General features: G+C 47.5%; 16 protein-coding genes and 1 tRNA gene. 10 read left to right on the forward strand and 7 right to left on the reverse strand.

Features of this window, described 5'->3' with window-relative positions; translation table 11 throughout:
- Window positions 1–180: 180 nt before the first annotated feature.
- The 5 genes from LDN30_RS07600 to LDN30_RS07620 all read right to left on the reverse strand — a co-directional run bounded on the left by LDN30_RS07600 (window position 181) and on the right by LDN30_RS07620 (window position 4,980).
- On the reverse strand, window positions 181–1,926 hold the full coding sequence (locus LDN30_RS07600) for a phospho-sugar mutase (RefSeq protein WP_223926140.1): 1,746 nt from the start codon (window positions 1,924–1,926) through the stop codon (window positions 181–183).
- A 147-nt stretch (window positions 1,927–2,073) separates the two neighbouring features.
- Entirely contained in the window at window positions 2,074–3,606 is a 1,533-nt protein-coding gene (rny, locus tag LDN30_RS07605) for a ribonuclease Y (RefSeq protein ID WP_223926141.1), read from the reverse strand.
- Between the two features lie 42 nt (window positions 3,607–3,648).
- Entirely contained in the window at window positions 3,649–3,960 is a 312-nt protein-coding gene (locus LDN30_RS07610; RefSeq protein ID WP_223926142.1) for a cell division protein ZapA, read from the reverse strand.
- A gap of 14 nt (window positions 3,961–3,974) precedes the next feature.
- The gene (locus LDN30_RS07615) at window positions 3,975–4,268 is read right to left on the reverse strand and encodes a coiled-coil domain-containing protein (RefSeq protein WP_223926143.1); all 294 of its coding nucleotides are present in this window, start codon (window positions 4,266–4,268) and stop codon (window positions 3,975–3,977) included.
- 76 nt (window positions 4,269–4,344) lie between these two features.
- Window positions 4,345–4,980 (reverse strand): DUF8491 family protein, encoded by a 636-nt coding sequence (locus LDN30_RS07620; protein ID WP_223929140.1) that lies wholly within the window; start codon window positions 4,978–4,980, stop codon window positions 4,345–4,347.
- Between the two features lie 194 nt (window positions 4,981–5,174).
- Here LDN30_RS07620 and LDN30_RS07625 point away from each other — a divergent pair, with 194 nt between their 5' ends.
- From LDN30_RS07625 to LDN30_RS07660, 8 genes are all read left to right on the forward strand, one after another.
- Window positions 5,175–6,581 (forward strand): undecaprenyl-phosphate glucose phosphotransferase, encoded by a 1,407-nt coding sequence (locus LDN30_RS07625; RefSeq protein ID WP_223929141.1) that lies wholly within the window; start codon window positions 5,175–5,177, stop codon window positions 6,579–6,581.
- Between the two features lie 43 nt (window positions 6,582–6,624).
- The gene (gene rfbA / locus LDN30_RS07630; protein ID WP_223926146.1) at window positions 6,625–7,506 is read left to right on the forward strand and encodes a glucose-1-phosphate thymidylyltransferase RfbA; all 882 of its coding nucleotides are present in this window, start codon (window positions 6,625–6,627) and stop codon (window positions 7,504–7,506) included.
- Between the two features lie 29 nt (window positions 7,507–7,535).
- On the forward strand, window positions 7,536–10,085 hold the full coding sequence (locus LDN30_RS07635; RefSeq protein ID WP_223929142.1) for a GumC family protein: 2,550 nt from the start codon (window positions 7,536–7,538) through the stop codon (window positions 10,083–10,085).
- A gap of 22 nt (window positions 10,086–10,107) precedes the next feature.
- Complete coding sequence (locus LDN30_RS07640; RefSeq protein WP_223926148.1) at window positions 10,108–10,545, forward strand: BT0820 family HAD-type phosphatase; 438 nt, start codon at window positions 10,108–10,110, stop codon at window positions 10,543–10,545.
- Window positions 10,546–10,657: 112 nt separating this feature from the next.
- Window positions 10,658–12,274: a CTP synthase gene (pyrG, locus tag LDN30_RS07645; RefSeq protein WP_223926149.1), complete on the forward strand. Its 1,617-nt coding sequence runs from the start codon at window positions 10,658–10,660 to the stop codon at window positions 12,272–12,274.
- Entirely contained in the window at window positions 12,275–14,230 is a 1,956-nt protein-coding gene (gene yidC / locus LDN30_RS07650; protein WP_223926150.1) for a membrane protein insertase YidC, read from the forward strand.
- Window positions 14,231–14,276: 46 nt separating this feature from the next.
- Window positions 14,277–16,475: a dipeptidyl-peptidase Dpp5 gene (gene dpp5 / locus LDN30_RS07655; protein ID WP_223926151.1), complete on the forward strand. Its 2,199-nt coding sequence runs from the start codon at window positions 14,277–14,279 to the stop codon at window positions 16,473–16,475.
- A 158-nt stretch (window positions 16,476–16,633) separates the two neighbouring features.
- On the forward strand, window positions 16,634–18,052 hold the full coding sequence (locus LDN30_RS07660; RefSeq protein ID WP_223926152.1) for an MFS transporter: 1,419 nt from the start codon (window positions 16,634–16,636) through the stop codon (window positions 18,050–18,052).
- Between the two features lie 143 nt (window positions 18,053–18,195).
- On the opposite strand, the gene LDN30_RS07665 is transcribed toward LDN30_RS07660, so the two are convergent.
- On the reverse strand, window positions 18,196–18,783 hold the full coding sequence (locus LDN30_RS07665) for a TetR/AcrR family transcriptional regulator (RefSeq protein WP_223926153.1): 588 nt from the start codon (window positions 18,781–18,783) through the stop codon (window positions 18,196–18,198).
- 225 nt (window positions 18,784–19,008) lie between these two features.
- Here LDN30_RS07665 and LDN30_RS07670 point away from each other — a divergent pair.
- Window positions 19,009–19,081: transfer RNA gene (locus LDN30_RS07670), tRNA-Met, on the forward strand.
- A gap of 121 nt (window positions 19,082–19,202) precedes the next feature.
- Window positions 19,203–20,366, forward strand: a complete 1,164-nt coding sequence (locus tag LDN30_RS07675) for a tyrosine-type recombinase/integrase (protein ID WP_223929143.1) — start codon at window positions 19,203–19,205, stop codon at window positions 20,364–20,366.
- Window positions 20,367–20,423: 57 nt separating this feature from the next.
- On the opposite strand, the gene LDN30_RS07680 is transcribed toward LDN30_RS07675, so the two are convergent.
- A complete protein-coding gene (locus tag LDN30_RS07680; protein WP_223929144.1) occupies window positions 20,424–22,403 on the reverse strand; it encodes a hypothetical protein in 1,980 nt (659 codons plus the stop codon).
- Window position 22,404 lies beyond the last annotated feature (1 nt).

Here is a 22,404-nt window from a genome sequence, read left to right on the forward strand (position 1 = left end):
AATAAATCGGCCAAAAGATTCACGTCAACGAAGTACTTGCTATGATATAGTAACGTGAGAACGGCATATAGGCTGTTATCACTTCATTACACGGCAAAGCCAAAGCAATGAAAAAAGGGACATACCAACATTCATCGATATGCCCCCCTATTGCACTATATAACCTAAAGCCGCAAGATATTACAAGCCAAGGCTCTTCTTGATGGCCTCAATCTTAGCGGCACCGCGTTTGTCGCATTCAACATAGTCGGCCGGACTCTTCATTGTGTCCTTAACCTCAATGTAGAACTTAATCTTTGGCTCTGTGCCCGACGGACGGACGCTGACCTTAGTATCATCGTCGCAGAACCACTGTAGGACATTGCTTGTCTCAGGCATTTCGAGCTTGGTCTTAGAACCGTCAGCGTGGGTCGCCTCAAGGCTCTGATAGTCCTTCCAGAGAACAACCTTGCTGCCACCGAGCTCCTTAGGAGGATTGGCGCGGAAGTCCTTCATCATCTGCTGAATCTCGTCGGCACCAGCCTTTCCAGGACGTTCTACATTGACAGTGAACTCCTTAGAGAAGCCGTATTCCATGTAGATGTCCATGAGGATATCGTAGAGGGTCTTGCCCTTGTCCTTGGCGTAAGCGCAAATCTCAGCAAGCAGAGAACATGCGGAAACAGAGTCCTTATCGCGGACGAAATCCTCAGCAAGGAAGCCATAGCTCTCCTCGCCGCCACCGATGTACTGCTGCTTGCCCTCAGAGAGACGGATCTCGCGTGCAATCCACTTGAAACCTGTGTATACATCACGCATCTCAATATGATGCTTGTCTGCAATCTTCTTGATAACTTCTGTCGTGACAATGGTCTTGACAATGAAGTCTGTAGGCTTCATCAGGCCCATAGCCTCACGGTTGGTGATGATGTACCAGAGGAAGATGAGGGCGGTCTGGTTACCATTGATGAGCTGCCACTCACCCTTGTCGTTCTTGCAGGCCATTCCGATACGGTCAGCATCAGGGTCACTGGCCATGAGAATGTCGGCATCAATCTTCTTGGCGAGGTTCAAACCGAGGGTAAGAGCCTCTGCAAACTCCGGATTCGGGCGGTCAACAGTCGGGAAGTTACCGTCCTTGATCATCTGCTCCGGGACGCAGTAGACATTGTCGAAGCCCCAATAAGCCAGTGAGCGCGGAATAATGACGCGGCCAGCGCCATGAAGCGGAGTATAGACAATCTTCAGATCGTGCTGACGGCGGATGACATCACGGTCGATGGAGATAGTACGAATCTGGCGAAGATAAGGCTCGTCGATATCCTCACCGATAATCTGAATAAGATCCTTGTTGCCCTTGAACTTCACATCCTCGATGTTGCACTTGTTAACCTCATCGATGATGCCCTTGTCGTGAGGTGCCAGCACCTGGGCTCCATCCTCCCAGTAAGCCTTGTAGCCATTGTACTCGCGGGGGTTGTGGCTGGCTGTGATGTTGACACCGCCCTGGGCCTTGAGATAACGGATGGCGTAAGAGCACTCAGGAGTAGGACGAAGATCGTCGAAAAGATATGCCTTGATGCCATTGGCCGAGAAAATATTGGCAACAGTCTCAGCATAGAGACGGCTGTTGTTGCGGCAGTCGTGGCAGACAACAACACTGATAGACTCGCGGTCCTTGAAGTTCTTCTTCAGGTAGTTGGCAAAACCCTGGGTAGCCATACCAACGGTATAGATGTTCATGCGGTTGGAACCAGCACCCATGATACCACGGAGACCGCCGGTACCGAACTCGAGATCCTTATAGAACGACTCGATAAGATTGGTCTTGTCGGGGTCATCGAGCATAGCCTGCACTTCCTGACGGGTACGCTCATCGAAATCGGGGGTAAGCCACTGTTTTGCCTTCTTCTCGCACTGGGCAATAAGCTCTGCGTTATTTTCCATAATTCAGACTTTTTTTATTGATTATTATTATTGATACAAAGATAGTGCAAATCGGAGAAAAAGCAAAATAAAAATGATTTTTTCACTTTTATTTTGTGTTGCTTACAAAAATAAAGCCTCCTCCGGATACCCGAAGGAGGCAATTATTTATTTAGCATATGCTATGGAACGTGTCTCACGAATGACTGTAATCTTCACCTGACCAGGATACGTCATCTCGTTCTGAATCTTTGTCGCTATCTCAGAAGAGAGTTTCTGGCTTTCGGCATCGTCCATCTTATCGGCACCGACAATCACCCGCAACTCACGGCCAGCCTGAATGGCATAGGTCTTCGTGACGCCGGGATATGACATTGCGATGGCCTCAAGGTCGTTAAGACGCTTGATGTAGGCCTCGACGATCTCACGGCGGGCTCCTGGACGGGCACCGGAGATGGCATCGCAAACCTGGACGATAGGAGCTATGAGTGAGGTCATTTCTACCTCGTCGTGGTGAGCAGCAATGGCATTGACGATATCGGGTTTCTCCTTATACTTCTCTGCTATCTTGGCACCGTAGAGTGCATGCGGCAACTCGGTCTCCTCATCAGGCACCTTTCCAATATCGTGAAGAAGTCCGGCACGCTTTGCCTTCTTAGGATTAAGACCGAGTTCAGCAGCCATGATGGCACAAAGGTTAGCGGTCTCACGAGAGTGCTGAAGGAGATTCTGACCATAGGACGAACGGTATTTCATCTTTCCGATGATACGGACGAGCTCCGGATGCATACCATGGATGCCAAGATCGATGACTGTGCGCTTACCGGTTTCTATAATCTCGTTTTCGAGTTGTTTCTTGACTTTTGCCACAACTTCCTCAATACGGGCAGGATGGATGCGCCCGTCGGCAACAAGCTGGTGGAGAGCCAGACGGCAGACCTCACGACGAATAGGATCAAAAGCTGAGATGACAATAGCCTCAGGGGTGTCGTCGACGACAATCTCGACGCCCGTGGCTGCCTCAAGAGCACGGATATTACGGCCTTCACGTCCGATGATGCGGCCCTTGACTTCGTCATTGTCGATATGGAACACGCTGACGCTATTCTCGATGGCGGTCTCGGTGGCTACACGCTGTATGGTCTGAATAACTATCTTCTTGGCCTGCTGATTGGCGTTGAGCTTAGCTTCGTCCATAATCTCATTGACATAAGCAGCTGCATCGAGTTTGGCCTGGTCCTTGAGGCTTTCGACAAGACGGCTCTTTGCCTCGTCAGCGCTGAGCCCAGAAATCTCCTCGAGCTTAACACGCTCCTGATCCTGCATCTTAACAAGTTCAGACTGCTTCTGCAAGAGCACTTTCTTATCGTTGTCGATATGTTCCTGCTGACTGTCGACCTCCTGCTTGCGGCGGACAAGATCCTCATGTTTCTGATTCAGAGCAATCTCCTTTTGTTTCAGACGGTTCTCATTGGCCTGAATTTTCTGATTACGCTGCTGGGCCTCTTTCTCGAGCTCACTCTTCTGATTGAGGAATTTCTCCTTAACTTCGAGGAGTTTCTTCTGTTTGATTACGTTAGCATCCTTTTCGGCCTGCTCCATCATTTTTTTATATTTCCCAGTGATGACATACTGGAAAATTGCGAATCCGACGCCACCGCCAACAAGCAGGGCGACTACCGCGATTATTGCATATACCATATAATTATTGTGTTATTGTTGGAATATTCTCATTCATAGGTTTCACTCATCGTTCAATGCCTCCTCGATTTCCGAGGTCAGATGATTGAGAATATCCACAAAAGGGGCTGTATCATTACGCGATGATTCCTTTTCGTAGTGAAGGGCAATATCGAGCATAGCCATATATAATATGTCTTTCTCGTCTTTCTTGCCGTGGAGAACCGATTCGCGGAAGATGCTCGCATAGGTGTTTACGGTGTCAGTAATGCGTTTCGCGGCCTTGCGGTAGTATTCCTCATCGTCGACAGGCGCATTTACAGACATTTCCCTGTTGTACAGGTGTAGCGTTATGTGTCGTTTCTCGTTTGACATGCCTTAATCCCAAATTATTTCTCACTGAGGAGCGTGATGCACTTGTTGACATCGCGAATGAGCTTAGTAATTCGTTTCTGAGCCCCTTCCATATCACCCTCACTGATCTCAACCATCTTTGCCATCTTGAGCGAATCATAATCACGCTGAGCCTGAGACAGTTGCAAGCGCAACCTCTTTATCTCGGCATCACGTTCTCCGACAACCGTATTCAGCCTTTCATTCTCCTTCTTCAACTTCTGATATTGGAGGATCATCTGACGGACACGCGTCGAAAATGTATTTATGGTTTTCTCGTAGACAGACATTGATTTTAAATTTTGGCTACAAATTTACATTAAAGTTTTTATTTAACCAAATTTTTAGCTCCTTTTATATCGTACTTTATTTTTTAGTATTGTCGTCGTCCTTCTTCTTGGGCTCTTTCTTGGCGAGCATGACCACCTGATAGATAAAATCGGTCACCCATTTCTGGGAAAAGCCGAGGCGTGTATTAAACTGCCGGACGGCAAGTACCGTCTTGATGACATCAGGCTCGCGGAAGTCATTCTTATTGAAAATGTCGCTGACGGTCTTCTCTGTCATGGCGTAAAGTGCCTTCTTAAAGAATCCGGGAACGCGGAGCTTGAACTTCATCAGATTGCCGATGAGCATCATCAAATCCTGAGTGAAACCCTGGAACTGGTAGAGATAAGCCTGCGCATCCTGCATACGACGACAGTTGCGCTTTATGCTCTTGTCTATCTCATCGAAAAAATCATCATCGGTATTATAAATTTCTTTCATCATCTTCTTGCAACGGTTGCGCTCACCTACACCCAGTTTGTTGTTCACAGTCGGCACATGAAGAGTAGATTTGAAGACGCGAAGATCAGGAAGCATTGCCAAATTAGTGATTCCCAACTTATTGGCCAACGATGCCTGGAAATATACTTTAACCAGTGTCATATAATCTTCCATACCTCCGACCTTCTCTTCAGAGGCATCATTACGATGGAAGATTTTCTGAAATAATCCCATAGTTTTGTAAATTTATTATCAGTTTTACAACTTATTTTTTGAATTTTGTTGATGCAAAAATACAAAATAATTGTAAGAAAATTAAACTTTGGAAATAATTTTTCATATTCAATTTCGTCCTATTAATAAAAATTTGCTACCTTTGCACCTTATAAATACAAATCCTTTGAAAAGCTATAGACAAAAGAACTGATATGAAGAACAACAACCCAAACCTTATCGTGCAGTGGGCGGTCGGAGTAATCGACTTCCTGCTAATGAACGTACTAATCTATTTGCTTTTGAAGTTCGACGATAGTGCTGCATCAACAGTCCTTACCAAGAAGCTGCTGATAGTGATTTTCAACTTCTCGATGCTTATAGCACAGTACTTCTACCACACGATAATCCTCATCCGCAAGTTGCACATAGGCAAAGTGGCTGAGAACGTTGCTAAACTGACTGTCACTCAATCGATTTTAGGATTTGTCATCATAAAAGGATTTTTTAACTACCAGGGGTTGTTCAGGACATTCGTCATATATACCACAACACTATTTGTGGTATTGCTCATTTCGAGGCTCTTTGAGAGAGCGGTCCTCAAATCCTACCGCTCACGTGGTGGTAACAGCCGCTCGGTTATACTCATAGGCAACGACCCGGCAAACCTGCAAGTATACGACGAGCTCGTCTCTGACCCCACAACAGGATACAAGATATTAGGATACTACAGCAACGGTGTCTTTGAGAACGGACCGGAAGACCTTGTAAAACTTGGCGATATCGACCATGATTTATTCGGACTGCTCGATAAAGAGGATCCAAAAAGACACATTTGCGACGATATATTCTGCTCGCTATCGCATAACGAATACGAGAGGATAATCAAAATCATGAAATACTGCGACAGAATAGGAATCCACTTCTTCTATATGCCGCGTACCTTCGGTTACTATCGTCTACAGCTTAAACCTGAGATGATTGGCGACCTGACTGTAATGTCGAATTATTCAGAGCCATTGCTCAATCCGACGAACAAGTTCATCAAGCGGAGTTTCGACATCGTACTCAGCTCGTTCGCATGTATCTGCTTGCTCCCATTGATACCTATCATTGCAATTATCATAAAGATTCAGAGTCCAGGACCGATATTCTTCAAACAGAAAAGAACAGGACTCGACGGCAATTCGTTCATGTGCTATAAGTTTCGCTCTATGCACGTAAACAAGAATGCTGACAAGGCACAGGCCACGAAAGACGACCCGCGGAAGTTTGCATTCGGCAACTTCATGCGGAAGGCCAATATTGACGAACTGCCGCAATTCTTCAATGTACTCAAAGGCGATATGAGCATAGTCGGACCACGTCCGCACATGCTCTATCACACAGATAAGTATTCGTCGCTCATCAGTAAATACATGGTCAGACATTTCTGTCGTCCAGGAATCACAGGATTGGCACAAGTGACGGGATTCCGCGGGGAGACCAAGGAGCTGTGGCAGATGGAAGAGAGGGTGCGCCGTGACATCTGGTATATTGAGCATTGGAGTTTCTGGCTCGACATAAGAATAATAATTATGACTTTCGTGTCAATATTCAAACACGATAGCCATGCATATTAATAAGTTGACTGTAAAAATAAGAAAATATAAACCATAAATAAAGATGAAAGGCATTGTACTTGCAGGAGGATCAGGGACACGTCTCTATCCCATTACGAAAGGCATCAGCAAGCAGCTGATACCAATTTTCGACAAACCGATGATTTACTATCCATTATCGGCTCTGATGCTCGCTGGCATCCGTGACATTTTAATTATCTCTACACCCTATGACCTTCCGGGATTCAAACGCCTTCTTGGCGACGGTCATGGATTAGGTCTTAACCTGTCGTATGCCGAGCAGCCATCGCCCGATGGTCTCGCGCAGGCATTTATAATAGGTGAGGACTTCATTGGCGATGACAGCGTGTGTCTGGTTCTTGGCGACAACATCTTCTATGGATCCGGATTCACAGGACTCCTCAAGGAGAGCGTCCGTACGGCCGAAGTCGACGGCAAGGCCACAGTGTTCGGCTACTATGTTAACGACCCAGAGAGATACGGTGTTGCTGAGTTCGATGCTGAAGGCAACTGCCTTAGCATAGAAGAAAAACCGCAACACCCAAAGAGCAACTACGCTGTCGTGGGTCTTTATTTCTATCCGAACAGTGTTGTCGGCATTGCGAAGAGCATCAAGCCAAGCGCACGCGGTGAGCTCGAAATCACAAGCGTGAACCAAGAGTATCTCAAGCAGAAAAATCTGAAAGTTCAGTCGCTTCAGAGAGGGTTTGCTTGGCTTGATACCGGCACACATGACAGTCTTTCGGAGGCAAGTACATTCATTGAGGTCATAGAGAAACGTCAAGGGCTCAAGGTTGCATGCCTCGAAGAGATTGCCTATAAACAAGGCTGGATTACAAAGGAGCAGCTCATCGAAGAGGCAAAGCCCATGGCAAAAAACGATTACGGGAAGTATCTCCTGCGTTTGGCCGAAGGCAAAGAGTAAACTATAAGAATAATTAAGAATACACAACAATGGCAGAAGAAACATCAAACGTAACGCTTGAGGATATTCGGCAGGAGCAAGCAGAGAATTCTACCTTCAATTTTCAGGCCATCTACAAGGCTCTGGTATTGAATTGGTATTGGTTCATCCTATCTCTGATCATTTTCTTGGGTGGTGCATACATCTACCTGAGATACTCTACACCGACATATCAAGTTCAAACGAAACTGCTCGTCAAGGACGACGACAGTAAGAACGGTGGCATGAGCAGTAGCCTTGCCAACGCAAGTGCTTCTACACTTGGACTTATCTCGAACTCGAATGGTATTGACAACGAGATTGAGATTCTTCAATCGCACACTCTGGCAGCCCAAGTGGCCCGCGACTTGAAGTTGTACGTCAGTTACCAGAGGAAAGGACGCGTAAAGAACATGATTCTGTATAAGGATCAGCCGGTAAGCGTCGACATTGATCCGGAACACCTTGAGAAGCTCAACCAGCCAATACAGCTCACCGTGAAGCGTAACGGCAACTCTTATGAGGTGGACGGGACTTATTGTGTGCCAATCGACGAACAGGATTTCGAAGGTCCATTCTCAATAACCAAGAAGTTCGCAAGTCTGCCAGCACAGATTTCAACTCGAGCCGGACTTATCACCCTCTCGCAGAACGGCATGAACAACATGAAAGACGGTGATGTCGAGCTCGTCAGCATTGTGTCGCCGCAAATGGCATCAAATCAATTGGTTAGCGAGTTGAGTGTCAGCCAGACCTCGAAAACTACAACCATTGCACAGTTGACAGTTGTCGACCCAGTACCACGCCGTGCCATAGACTTTCTGAACCAATTAGCTGTTGACTACAACCGCCAGGCCAATGACGATAAGAACCAGATAGCTTTGAAAACAGAGAAGTTCATCAATTCGCGTTTGGAGAAGATCAACAGCGAACTCGGACAGACCGAGGGTCAGCTGCAGAACTTCAAGGAGCGCAACAAGATGATAGAGCTCAAAGCCAATGCCACATCAGCACTCAGCAATCAGGACGAGTCGTTCAAGCAGCTCCGCGAAATGGACACACAGGTGGAGCTCCTCCACAGCATCCGCAGCTTCATGAACCAGCGCGGCAACCGTTTCCAGGTGATTCCTTCAAATGTCGGTCTGTCTGACCAGAGTTCTACTGCACTTATAAATAAGTATAACGAACTTGTTCTCGAGCGTAATCGTCTTCTGCGCAGTGCAGCTCCAAACTCTCCAGTTGTGGAGCCCATCACTGACCAGATAAACGATATGTACTATAATATCCGTCAGGCTATTGACCAGGCTCTACAGGCCCTCGAGATTCAGAGAGGAGCCCTCGAGTCAATGAATCAGAAGTACGACACTCAGGTGGCTGAGACCCCTCAGCAGGAGCGCATTCTCACACAGATTGGCCGTCAGCAGGAAGTGAAGTCCGGACTGTACCTCATGCTTCTGCAGAAACGTGAGGAGAACAGCATCTCACTTGCAGCAACAGCCGACAAAGGAAAACTTATTGATATGCCGGAGCTTACAGGTAAGGTGGCACCAAAGACTGCCGTCATTGGTCTTACGGGACTTTTGCTCGGTTTCGGTGTGCCGGCACTTATTATCTTCCTCGTCAGCTTCTTCCGCTACAAGATTGAAGGTCACTTTGATGTGGCAAAACTCACAAAACTGCCTATCATCGCCGACGTGGCTGTCGCAAGCAATGCTGCAAAGACAAAGGCCGACATCGTTGTACATGCCAACGAGAACAACCTTATGGAGGAGATTTTCAGGTCAATACGTACCAACCTGCAGTTCATGCTCAAAGAGAAACAGAAAGTTATCATGTTTACGTCAACGACATCGGGCGAAGGAAAGACATTTACATGTGCCAACACAGCTGTTTCGTTCGCACTGTTGGGTAAGAAGGTACTTATGGTCGGACTTGATGTACGTAAGCCGCGTATCGCAGAGTTGTTCCAGATAAACGACTTCAAGCATGGTATCACACCATTGCTTATCAAGGACAACCCGACAATGGAGGATATCCAGTCGCAGATTCTTCCTTCAGGCATCAACGGCAACCTCAATCTTCTGCCGGCAGGACCTATTCCTCCAAACCCGGCCGAACTCGTATCGCGCAACAGTCTCGAGACTATCTTCGCTCACCTGAGAGAGGTTTACGACTATATCCTCGTAGATACTGCCCCTGTGGGACTTGTTACCGATACCCTGCAGATTGCCCGTATTGCCGATGCTACATGTTTCATGTGCCGTGCCGACTACACTCCGAAGTCAAGTTTCGAGTTGATAAACTCACTTGCAGAGGAGAACAAGTTGCCTAACATGTCAATCATCATCAATGGTATTGACATGAGCAAGCGCAAGTACGGATATGACTATGGCTACGGAAGATACGGAAAGTATGCCCGTTACGGCAGTCATTCGCAGTATGGCAAGCAAGGCACTTATGGCCATTATGGTTCATACGGCAGTTACAGCTCATACGGTGGCTACGGCAACTATACCAACAGCCACTATGGTAAGAAGGATGATAATTCCCTAAAGAGATAATAAAGGACTATTCAATCATCAAATGACAATTGCAGTTGATTTCGACGGAACAATCGTCGAACACAAATATCCGGAGATCGGTGACGAAATTATTTTCGCCACCGATACTCTACGACAACTTATTAAGGACGGTCACAAAGTCATCCTGTGGAGTGTGCGTGAAGGCAAACTCCTGCAGGATGCCGTTGACTGGTGCCATGAGCGAGGAGTCGACTTCTATGCCGTCAACAAAGACTATCCGGAAGAGAACGGTGCCGAGAGCAACAAGAGTTTCTCGCGCAAGATAAAAGCCGATATCTTCATCGACGACCGCAATATTGGCGGCCTACCCGACTGGGGACAGATTTATCGCATGATAACGAACCACGAGACGTGGGCCGACAAGATTGCAGAAGCATCAGCAAGTGCTCAGCTCAGCGACGATGCACCAAAGAGAAAGCACTGGTGGAGCCGAAAATGAAGGAGAAACTCAGATGTGTATTCATAATATATAATGTAAAAAGATTGATGGATAATTATTGACGGATAATTCTCCAAAGGACATGTAATTCATTCAACACTTAATTTCGATTATGTCAGAAACAAAGTATATCTTCGTCACCGGTGGTGTGGTTTCCTCTCTCGGAAAGGGTATCATATCATCTTCAATAGGCAAGCTTCTGCAGGCCAGAGGCTACAATATCACTATCCAGAAATTCGACCCGTACATCAACATTGACCCGGGAACACTTAATCCTTACGAGCATGGAGAATGCTACGTAACCGTTGATGGTATGGAGACCGACCTTGACCTTGGTCACTATGAGCGGTTTACGGGCATCCAAACCACAAAGGCCAACTCCATGACGACAGGCCGAATCTATAAGTCGGTTATCGACAAGGAACGTCGTGGCGATTATCTTGGCAAAACCATTCAGGTCGTACCGCACATCACAGACGAGATAAAGCGCAATATAAAGCAACTCGAGCAAAAGTATCACTACGATTTCGTCATCACAGAGATTGGCGGAACAATCGGTGACATTGAGAGTGCACCGTTCCTGGAAGCTATCCGACAAATGAAATGGGAACTCGGGAAACGGGCTGTCAATGTTCACCTCACTTATATTCCATACCTGAAGGCTGCCGGTGAGCTCAAGACGAAACCGACTCAGCACAGCGTAAAGGAACTCCAGAGCGTAGGTATCCAGCCAGATATACTCGTTCTCCGCACAGAGAAACATCTTCCCGACGGCATCCGCAAGAAAGTGGCTGCTTTCTGTAATGTCGATTTCGATTGTGTCGTGCAGAGCGAGGACCTGCCGAGTATCTATGAAGTTCCGGTCAATATGCAGAACCAGGGACTTGATGCGGCCATACTCAGAAAGTGTGGTATGGAAGTTGGCCCAACACCGGAACTGGGTCCGTGGAAGAAATTCCTCGACAAACAGCGCAACGCTACCGAGGTAGTCAAGATTGGCCTCGTCGGCAAGTACGACTTGCAGGATGCATACAAGAGCATTCGTGAGAGTCTCTCACAGGCAGGTACTTACAACGACCATAAGACGAAAATTACTTTCATCAACTCCGAAGACATCACTGAGGAGAACGTCGCAGAAAAACTTGAAGGACAGGATGGTATAGTCATCTGCCCGGGATTCGGACAACGTGGTATTGAAGGCAAGATTGTTGCAGCCCACTACACACGCACACACGACATTCCGACTTTCGGTATCTGCCTCGGCATGCAGATGATGGTTATCGAGTTCGCCCGCAACGTGCTCGGCTACAAGGATGCCAACAGCCGCGAGATTGACGAGAAGACTCCACACAATGTCATCGACATTATGGAGGAGCAGAAAAACATTACTAATATGGGCGGAACAATGCGACTGGGAGCATATGAGTGCGACCTGAAACAAGGTTCCAAAGTCTTCGATATATATAAGAAGGAGCACATCCAGGAGCGTCATCGCCACCGCTATGAGTTCAACAACGATTACGAGAAGGAATTTGAGCGTAACGGAATGAAATGCGTAGGACGCAACCCCGAGAGTAATCTTGTCGAGATTGTGGAAATACCTACTCTGAAGTGGTATATTGGAACGCAGTTCCATCCCGAGTACCAGAGTACGGTGCTTAAGCCACATCCTCTATTCCTCGACTTCGTAAAGACAGCCATAGCAAATCAAAAGAAAAATCAGGAATAAATGGATAAAAACACTGTTATAGGATTCGTGCTGATAGCAGCAGTTCTCTTTGGCTTTGCCTGGTGGCAACAGCCTTCTGAAGCAGAACTGAAAGCACAGCACGAACAATACGAAAAGGACTCCATAGCCGCAGCCAAACAGGCCACGGCAGCCAAAGTAGCGCAGGCCAAACAGAAAGCTGCGCAACTTGCGGCTGCCACCAACGACTCTGCCCTTTTCCATACTGCTGTCACCGGTACAGCACAGAATATCGTTCTGAAAAACTCCAAACTGGAACTCACACTGAGCACCAAGGGAGGAACGGTCACAAAAGCCTATATCAAGAACGAGAAAGGAAGTACACGCTACGTAGGGCACAACATTGCCGACAAGAGCGGGAAGAGTGACGATCCAGATGGAGTAACACTCTTCGACGGCAATGACCAGCAACTCAGCTACACCCTCGTAGCTAAGGAAAGCAACATAAGCACAAAAGACCTCTACTTCACTCCGTCCAACCAGACAGACTCGACAGTGACACTGACTGCCGAAGCTGCTCCAGGAAAGACGCTCACGCTCACTTATAAACTGGGCAAGGACTATCTGCTTCACGTCAGTCTGCGAGCCAACGGAATGGCGGGGCTTTTCGACCCCAATGCCACAAAGCTCGATGTCAACTGGCATGAGAAAGTAAAGGAACAGGAGCGCGGATTCACTTTCGAGAACCGCTACGCACGTCTTGACTGGAAGACAACTGATGGTGACTTTGATCACCTTAACGAATCGTCGAACAAGGAAGAGAACGTGGATGACCAGCTTGAGTGGGTCGCATTTAAAAACCAGTTCTTCTCTACAGTAATGATCTCCAAGGACGGTTTCGACAAAGGTGCTGACCTCCACAGCGTAGCTTACGACAAGAAGGACCAGGAGAACAACAAAGTAAGATACCTTAAGGACCTGAACGCAAAGATGAAGGCGAACTTCGATCCAAGCGGACAGAAACCTACAGAATTGGAGTTCTACATTGGTCCAAACGATTTCTACATTTTAAAGGATGTTCAGAAGCAGAGCACTTTCGGCAAGGATCTCGACCTTGAGCGCGTAGTATTCCTTGGATGGCCGCTGTTCAGAATTATCAACAGATGGTTTACACTGCCTGTATTCACATTCCTCACCAATGCTGGCATCCCAATGGGTATCGTGCTTATTCTCATCACACTGCTGCTGAAACTCATCACCTATCCAATGGTGAAGAAGAGTTATATGGCTTCAGCCAAGATGCGCGTTCTGCGCCCGAAGCTCGACGAAGCGACAAAGCAGTATGACAAGCCCGAGGACCAGATGCAGAAGCAGCAGGCCATGATGCAGCTTTACTCCGAGTATGGAGTTAGTCCACTATCGGGCTGTCTGCCAATGCTTATTCAGATGCCTATCTGGATTGCAATGTTCAACTTCGTGCCTAATGCCATCCAGCTTCGCGGACAGAGTTTCTTGTGGATGAATGACCTCAGCACCTACGACCCGATCCTCGAATGGGGCTCTAATTTGTGGCTCATTGGCGACCATCTGAGTCTTACCTGCATACTCTTTGTAGGTTCACAACTCCTTTATAGCTGGTTCACAATGCAACTTCAGAAGGATCAGATGATAGGACAGCAGGCTGAGCAGATGAAGATGATGCAATGGATGATGTATATAATGCCATTAATGTTCTTCTTCATGTTCAACGACTATTCGTCAGGTCTTAACTTCTACTATTTCATCTCACTTCTCTTCTCAGCTATCATCATGTTTGTCCTACGCAAGACAACCAATGACGAAAAGCTCCTTGCCATCCTTGAGGCCAACCGCGCAGAGAACAAGAAGAACCCCAAAAAGATGTCCGGTATGGCAGCCCGTCTGCAGCGCATGCAGCAAGAGCAGCAGGAACTTGAGCGTAAACGCGCCGAACTCGAACGCAAGCGCAGGAAGCTCTGATAAAATAGTGGACATGTCGCCGGCAGGCGGCAAACAAAATAAGAATATGAAAAAAACTATAATAACTATCGCTGCCGCCCTGTTCATGGGCGGCAGTGTCTTGCAAGCACAACAAGTGAAGATAGGCAAGAACAATATCAAGCTCACCCATGACACTATGACCCCCGAGGCTCTTTGGGCCATGGGACGCATTGGGACAACAGCTGCAAGCCCTGACGGTAAGAAAATTGTTTATCAAGTGGGCTACTACAGCGTTGAAGAGAATAAGGGTCATCAAATGCTCTTCGTAATGGACGCCAATGGTAAGAACGTCAAACAACTGACAGTTTCCGACAATAGTGAGACGGACCCTTCATGGATCGACAACAACACGATTGCATTCCTCAGCGACGGTCAGATTTGGAAGATGAATGCCGAAGGCACCAACCGTAAGAAGCTTACATCCGACAAGATCGAAATCGAAGGCTACAAGTTCAGCCCCGACCGCAAGAAAGTTGTCATTATCAAGAGTCTACCTTATTATGGCAGTATAAAAAAGAATCCTTCTGATCTCCCGAAGGCCACAGGCCGGCTTATCACCGATATGAACTACCGCCATTGGGACCACTATGTTGAGACCATCCCCCACCCCTTTGTGGCCAATGTCAACGGCGACAATATTGATGCAGGCACGGATATTCTTGAGGGTGAGCCCTATGAGAGTCCGATGGCTCCATTCGGAGGAATTGAGCAAATCGACTGGAGCCGCGACTCCAAATCGGTAGCCTACACTTGCAGAAAGAAGGAAGGCGTCAGATACGCTATATCAACGGATGCCGACATCTATCTTTACGATACAGAGACACACAAGACAAAAAATCTCTGCAAGGATGATGCCGACAAGACATTAATTGCCGAGTGGGCTAAAGCCGATTCCTCCATTGATGCCACAAAGAGCATGCGTGGTCAGGCCATAGATTCAGAAAAATTTCAAAGTCTTAACGTTGGCTACGATGTCAACCCGAAATTCTCGCCCGACGGCAAATACGTTGCATGGCAGAGTATGGCTCACAACGGATACGAGAGCGACCTTAACCGTCTCTGCATCTACGACCTCACTAAGCATACCAAGTTCTATGCTACCGATGCCCGCAACTTCGACACCAATGTCGACGACTACTGCTGGGCTCCTGACAGCAAAAGCCTGTACATCACAGGTGTATGGCATGCTACAGAGCGTATCTGGAACGTCAGCATAAAGGGTGGAAAGGTGAAGCAGATTACCGATGACGGCTACTACGACTTCGGCAGTGTGCAGATGCTAAACGGGAAACAGCTTCTCACCACACGCCATTCAATGCTTCACCCTGATGATATATTCGTCGTCACACCATCCAAGAATGAGAAAAAAGCACTGGTTGAGCAGATTACCGACGAGAATAAGAACATCTTCGACCAGCTCGCATCTGCAACCGTAGAACAGCGGTGGGTGAAGACCACTGACGGAAAGGAAGAACTCGTATGGGTAATCCTCCCGCCCCACTTCGACAAGACGAAGAAATACCCCACCCTCCTTTACTGCGAAGGCGGTCCTCAGAGCCCCGTCAGCCAGTTCTGGAGTTACCGTTGGAACTTCTCCATTATGGCTGCTCACGGATATGTTATCATAGCACCGAACCGCCGCGGTCTCCCAGGTTTCGGATCAGAATGGAACGAGGAGGTTAGCCGCGACTGGACCGGACAGTGCATGGACGATTATCTTTCGGCTATCGATGACGCCGTAAAGAACCTGCCTTACGTCGACAAAGACCGTCTCGGAGCTGTCGGTGCCTCTTTTGGAGGATTCTCTGTATACTATCTTGCAGGTCATCACAACAAACGCTTCAAGTGTTTCATTGCTCACGACGGTGCCTTCAACCTTGAGAGCATGTACACCGACACCGAGGAGGCATGGTTCTCAAACTGGGAGTATGACGATGCTTACTGGAACAAAGACCAGACGGCTGCTGCCCGCAAGACCTACGAGAACAGTCCTCATAAAGCTGTCAACAACTGGGACACGCCAATTCTCTGCATCCATGGCGAGAAAGACTACCGTATCAACGCCAACCAGGGCATGGGTGCTTTCAATGCTGCAAGAATGAAGGGCATTCCAGCCGAGTTGCTGCTCTTCCCCGATGAGAACCACTGGGTGCTGAAACCACAGAACGGTATCCTCTGGCAGCGTACATTCTTCGAATGGCTCGACCGCTGGCTGAAGAAATAAACTTTCACCCCTCCCCCGTCAAACACGGGGAGGGGCTATATTACCTTTCGGTCATAACGAAGCTCATATACTTGAAGTTTTAAATATTAATCATTAATGTCGTCCCCCAAAAGCCAGCATATTCATTTCAAGGCTGGAAATCATGGGGCATTTTTATTATGGTAGAAAAAATCAGAACAATACTCAGCGACAGCAAAGGAGCCCGCTGGACAGCACTCATCATCGTTGCCTTTACAATGATGATGGGTTATTTTATTACTGATGTCATGTCGCCGCTTGAAGTGCTGCTGACAAAGAGTGTCGCCAGCGGTGGCCTTGGATGGACATCCGACGATTACGGATTCTTCTCAGGTAGTTACGGCTACATCAATGTATTCCTCCTTATGCTCTTCTTCGGCGGCATCATTCTTGACAAGATGGGAATCCGATTCACCGGCATTCTTTCTTGTTCACTGATGCTCATCGGCGTGTGCACCAAATATTTCGGCGTGACACACGACTTTGGAGATGCACGTTTCACCCTCGACTTCATCAACTTCTCCCTTCCAATGTCGGCAGCCGTTGCTTCCTTCGGATTTGCTGTCTTCGGCACCGGCTGCGAGATTTGCGGAATAACGGTCTCAAAAATCATCACTAAGTGGTTTACCGGACATGAGCTCGCCCTCGCTATGGGCATTCAGGTAGCTCTCGCCCGTATGGGAACGGCTGGAGCCATGATGGGCTCGCTGCCTTTGGCTAAAGCTTTCGGTGGCAAAGTAGGTGCACCGGTACTGCTCGGAACTGTACTCCTTATCATCGGTTTCCTGGCCTTCATCGTATATACCGTAATGGACAAGAAACTCGACAAGAGCATAGATGAGGCAAAGGTTGCCGACAGAACACCCGCAGGCACTGCCGAGGAAGAGGAAATCAAGGAAACAGAAGATGCTGAGGAGGATGAAAAATTCCAGTTCTCCGACCTCAAATATATCTTCACCAATCCCGGTTTCTGGTGCATCTGCCTGCTCTGTCTGCTTTTCTACAGCGGCGTATTCCCATTCCTGAAGTTCGCAACGAAGCTGATGATTGCCAACTACAATGTTCCGGAGAATCTTGCAGGTATCATTCCTGGCCTCATCCCGTTCGGAACAATCCTGCTCACACCGCTCTTCGGCTCCCTCTACGACCGCATCGGCAAGGGTGCAACACTGATGCTCATCGGCTCTGCAATGCTCGCTGCCGTCCACTTCATCTTCGCCATTCACATTATGCCCGTATGGTGGTTCGCTGTTATCGTGATGATTACATTGGGAGTTGCTTTCTCGCTCGTACCATCAGCAATGTGGCCAAGCGTGGCAAAGATTATCCCACTGAAGACCCTCGGCTCGGCTTATTCCATCATCTTCTATATCCAGAATATAGGCCTTAGCCTCGTTCCGGTACTCATTGGTAAGGTCAATGGCATCGACCCTTCATACACTACAAGTATGAGCATCTTCTGTGCTTTCGGTGTCGCAGCCATAATCCTCTCGATTCTTTTGATAATCATAGACAAGAAGAAACATTACGGTTTGCAGGAAGCTAACATAAAGAAATAAAATCTTAACAATACGACAAGAATTAGCTAAGACAGATTTTCCTCAAATTCTACTAAAAGAGCCCGACAATTACGCCGGGCTCTTTTGCTTTCCGTCGGAATGTTGATCTGAAATATTGACAACAATTCACGAATGCAAAAATCCTATTTACCTTTTCCTAAGGCTCCATAAACGACCTTAGCCACAAGCGGCTTACTCGATTCCTCCGTCAGACCATGCCCGAGGCGACCATAGATGAACGGCACCTCAAGACCTTTAATACAATAATGTGTAATCTCGGCCACAAGTTCCACATTATCAATATCAAACTCGCCGTCAGCCTTTCCGTCGGAATACACCTTGCAGAACAACTGTATCTCGTCATCATCGAACTTTTTTCTCACCTTCTCCACCATCCAAATATTACGGAAGAACTCAGCACGCAAATTGCCGTTGCGCATCACCGTCTCTTTAATCATACTCAGATGGGTATAAATCAACTCTATGACCTTATCAAGGGGACGGATCTTCTTCTCGGCAACCTCATCAAGTTTGTCGCTCAAACGTTCCAATTCACCCTCTATAACGGCATAGTAAACATCATCCTTGCTATTAAAATATGTATATAGCGTACGGCGGCCCTTTCCGCTCGCTTTTGCAATATCGTTCATCGTCGTATTGGCAATTCCGTTTTTTGCAAACAACTGACGGGCCACGTCAACTAACTTCTGTCTTGTCTTTGATATCGACATAATCACTCCTACTTTTTATGCACAGTAATAATTTCGTGTGCAAAAATACTTATTTTATTCCTTATAAACAAACTTTTTCCAAAATATCTGCACAAATATTTTAGTTGTGCAACTGCTAATTATTAAAGATATGTTAAATATTGAATATTATTGGGATAAATATTTTGCCATGTCAGAAATAAGCAGTACCTTTGCACTCGCAAAACAAGAAAAGCTATTAAACATCGCGGAGTGGAGCAGTTGGTAGCTCGCCAGGCTCATAACCTGGAGGTCGCACGTTCGAGTCCTGCCTCCGCAACTATAACGTCCGAAGTCGTTGACAATCAACACTTCGGACGTTTTCCGGTTTTTATGCCGGACACTTTTCGGACGAAGATTTTCGGTAGCATTGGTTGCGGTAGGCGAACAATGTAAAAAAAATGTCTCACTTAGAAAATGAGCTCATATCCTCCAAATGTATAGTTCAGTTCACCTTGCCGCGGCTGCACAAGGGAAAGCAGTGGTATGTAGATTTCTTTGCCTATGACCCGGCACGTGGCAAGATGCGGCGGAAGAAATATATGCTCGACCACTATAAGAACGAGCAGGACCGCGAGAACATTGCGGCCATCCTTATCCATAACATTTTTGAGAAGCTGAAGGTGGGATGGAACCCATTCGTCAACGCAAGGAAGACACGGCAATTCACTGAGTTTTCCACTGTTCTGCAGCGTTATCATGATTACACGGTTGTAGCAGAACAAAAGGGAATATTGAGGGCGAAGACGGCGGTGGACTACCGCAGCCGGTTGAACCAGATGAAGATTTATCTTCAGGAGGTGGATACGGGTATAAAGTATGTGTATCAGTTCGATAGGAGCTTCGCTGTTGATTTCCTCGACTACCTTATCCTCGACAAGGATGTGTCGCCAAAAACGAGGAACAACTACCGCACATGGCTTTCTACCTTTGGCACTTGGCTGAAGGACCGTCTGTACATCGACGATAATCCCATCGACGAGATACACATGCTCAAAGAGGAAGAGAAGTTCCGTGACCCACTCACGGCTGCTGACCTTGTGCGCCTGAGGGATTATACGATGAAGTACAATCCGCCTTTCTACCTTGCCTGTATGATGGAGTACTACTGTTTCATCCGCCCCGATGAACTGCGCTATGTCCGCATCGGAGACATCAGCATCAAAGACCAGACAGTCTATGTTCATCCTGAGTTTGCCAAGAACCGCAAGGGGCAGGTGGTTGCGCTCAATGACAATCTGTTAAAGATTATGATTAAGCAGAAAGTTTTCGATCACCCTTCAAATGAGTTCTTATTCGGACACAAGCTCGTTCCCGGTCCCGAAAAAATTTATGTAAACCAGTTCCGCATCGAGTGGGCAAAGGTGAGGAAGGCACTGGGCTGGCCGAAGTCGTACCAGTTCTACAGCCTGAAGGATTCCGGCATCCGAGATTTGGCCAATGCCGAGGGTATCGTCGTGGCACGCGACCAGGCACGCCATTCTGACGTTAGTGTGACGAACAAATATCTGAAAAATTCCAATGTCGCACACGAGGAGACCAAGCACTTTAAAGGGGAGCTATGAATCACTCACCGCTCCCCTTGAAAAACAAAATTGAAAAATATATATAATGAAAGGAGATCAAAGTATTTCGTAGAAGTAGCCGGTCTTTTCCTTGTCGATACCGTCATCAGTGACGTTCATCTCTATCTTCTTACAGATATACCGCTTATTGTGGAAGATGAAGATCTTCGAAGGGTCTGGGATGTCGTCTGTGATGAACTTGAATGATATGAGGTCGTGTGCATCTACAGGAGTTGTCTTAAAGCGGCTGTTGTTGTCATCCCTGCCTAAGTTCCCAAACGTCCGGTTGCCGTTACCGAACGTCCGGCCGGTATTAGCAGGCGTGTATTCGAGCGACAATGACGCTCTTTCCGCTGACACGATGTAATCCGGGTACATCCTATAGTCGGTGTAGAGCACAGGCGCACGATAATCGGTGTCCTCGTTGTCAAGTTGCTCATCACACTTAACGGCTGCATGACTCGCCCTGTTTACCACACAATTGGCCTGAAAAGCTACCGGCATTCGTGTGTCGTCGCTTTCCTCTGATGATGTGCTGTCATCCGATGTCCCTTGCATCGCGTCCTGTACGGTGATGTAATAGTTGCCGTAATCATCTTCCTCCATGTCTTCGATGGATGCCTCTTTATCGTTGGTAACCGATGGCACGACAATCCATCTATCGCCCATGCTGTCTAACATTGACTCTATGTACTTCTTTTTTTTATCATCGCCGTCAAGGTTATGCCGCTGGTACATGGCCGCCGGGCAAATATTCAGCTGTTGTGAGCTGTCGCTGTTGATGTCGCGGATGATAGGGTTGAAGTAGCCGCATGTTGTCCGTCGCCATTCCTTCTCCTCGTTGTCAGGGTTGCCGTCTTTCGGCAGCTCGGCCCAGACAAAGTAGATATGGCCAACTTTGAAGATGGTTGTCCGGCGCTCGCGGTCCGTCATCTTCTCAGCTGCATTATTGAGCTCCGTAATGGTAGAATATTCCTTCGTCTTGTATTGTTTGAATACCGACTGAGAGATATACTCACGCCAGTCGCGGTTGGCGGCACTGTCGAAGTTATACTCTATGTTCGACGTGGCGAGGTTGTCCAGTCCATCATCATCATGCTCCACGGAGAAGTCATCCTCGCACTCATACGATACCGTATCGTTGGTCAGCAGTTCGTTGGTGGCAGAGATGCTCACGGTCTTCGCCACTTCGTCGAATACGAAAGAGGCATTGAAGAACTTGCGCAGCTCATCGATGAACTTATACACCGTCCAGTGGGGCAGAGCGTCCTTAATCTTCCCCGACTTGCAAGCAGAGACAATGACGAGGCGGTTCCACGGCTCCTTATCGAAGTCATTCTTCACGATGGCATAGCCTTCATATTCCATCACCTTTTTGAGGATATAGAAGAGATATGGCTGCAGCGCAAGATTAATCATGACGTGGAAATTGCCCTTCAGCTTATGGCCATCCCTTTTCAACGTTACGCCCTTCATGGCCATCACGCGGTTAGCTTGTACGTCGTTGGTCTCATCATTGACAGGTGCAAGTACCGCCACGCCCTTCTGCCCCACGAAATTGGATTTAGTGAGGTCGATGGGAAGAAACGCATTCTTGTTATCCATCGAGAAAGGCACGGCGTAGCCGAACTTTGGAAGAGTGTCCGTGTCAACGCCGCTGTCGAGGATGACCGTGGGATACTCTATCTCATCGATGAAGTGCTTCTCGAACTTTGAGTTGTACTTGATACGGCTCTTGCCTCCTACTATCTGTACCTTCACTTTCTCCGGAGTGATGGAAGTTACAGTGCCCTTGCCTGACATAACGAGACGGTTGCCGGCATACAGTCGGCATGTCTCGAAGTCGGCAATGGTCTTTATCACGTCGATGCGCTGCACGTTGCCGAAGATCTTGCGGTTGGCCGCGATATCCATCGGGAACGTGATATCGTAGGTATACGAGCCCGAGTCTTTGACATACTGGTTCTCATATGTAACCTTTATCTTGTCGGAAGATGACGGGTAGGCCATCTTGCCGTCTAATGTGCATACTATCATA

It is taken from the genome of Prevotella lacticifex (assembly GCF_019973375.1).
Lineage (GTDB): Bacteria > Bacteroidota > Bacteroidia > Bacteroidales > Bacteroidaceae > Prevotella > Prevotella lacticifex.